Genomic DNA, 1,127 nt, shown 5'->3' on the forward strand with positions numbered 1-1,127 from the left:
TTAGAGGTCGTTTTCTCCCGGTGTTTCATCCCGTGATGCGGATTTGGTCCGGTGATGTCGGGTCGCGCCAGGAGACCGTGTTCTCACCGGTGAGACGGCGGGCCATGAGGTCGGTCATGGCGAGGTGGATCATGGCTTCGGAGCGGGCCGGGAGGGTCTCGTAGTCGCGGGCCAGGCGGCGGTGCAGCATCAGCCAGCCGTAGGTCCGCTCGACCGCCCACCTCTTCGGGATCGGGGTGAAACCCCTGACCCCGGGGGCACGTTGGACGATCTCGAGGTCGATGCCGAGGGTGGCGGCGTGATCGATGAAGTGCTTGCGGTAGCCGCCGTCGACCCAGACCTTGCGCAGGCCGGGGTGGTCAACGGCGGCCTGGTCAAGGAGCACGCGGCCGGCGGTGGAGTCCTGGACGCCGGCTGCGGTGACCAGCACGGCCAGCAGCAGGCCGAGGGTGTCGGTGAGGATGCTGCGCTTGCGGCCCACGATCTTCTTGCCCGCGTCGATGCCCTGACTCGCGGTGGGGACGCTGGTGGAGGTCTTGACGCTCTGTGCGTCGATCACGCAGGCCGACGGCTGGTCGTTCCGCCCCTCCTGCAGCCGGATCAGCTCTCGCAGCAGGCCGTTGAGCTGGGCGAAGATGCCGTCCTTCTGCCACTTGGCGAAGTAGCCGTACACCGTCTGGTGGGGCGGGAAGTCGTGCGGGAGATAGGCCCACTGGACCCCGGTGCGGTCCACGTACAGGATCGCGTTCATGATCTCGCGCAGGTCGTGCTGGGCCGGGCGGCCGAAGGCCAGGGCCCGGCCGTGGCGCTCGTAGCGCCACGCGGACAGCACTGGCTCGATCAACTCCCAGCGGGCATCGGACAGATCACTCGGATACGCACGGCGGCCAGTCATGACCTGGACGTACCGCCGATCGGGGGCGTGCGCCCAGGCGTGTGTTCCGCCCCGCGGAAGCACGGCACAGACCCGGGTGTCTTGGGATGAGACAGGCTCAGGCCGCCTCCTGCCCCAGACGTCGCACCATTCGCCTCAACAAGCATGACCAGCTCGTGAGCCCCACCCACACCAGTTCATCAGCGGGCCAAATTGCGGAGATACCAACGCACTCCAGAAGAAAACGACCTCT

The 1,127-nt window shown here is 67.3% G+C and carries 1 protein-coding gene; it reads right to left on the minus strand.

Annotation, left to right across the window (positions count from 1 at the left end):
• Positions 1-25: 25 nt before the first annotated feature.
• The gene (locus tag AB0B50_RS44645; RefSeq protein ID WP_362343871.1) at positions 26-895 is read right to left on the minus strand and encodes an IS5 family transposase; all 870 of its coding nucleotides are present in this window, start codon (positions 893-895) and stop codon (positions 26-28) included.
• Positions 896-1,127 lie beyond the last annotated feature (232 nt).

The sequence above is a fragment of the Streptomyces sp. NPDC041068 genome (assembly GCF_040647455.1).
Lineage (GTDB): Bacteria > Actinomycetota > Actinomycetes > Streptomycetales > Streptomycetaceae > Streptomyces.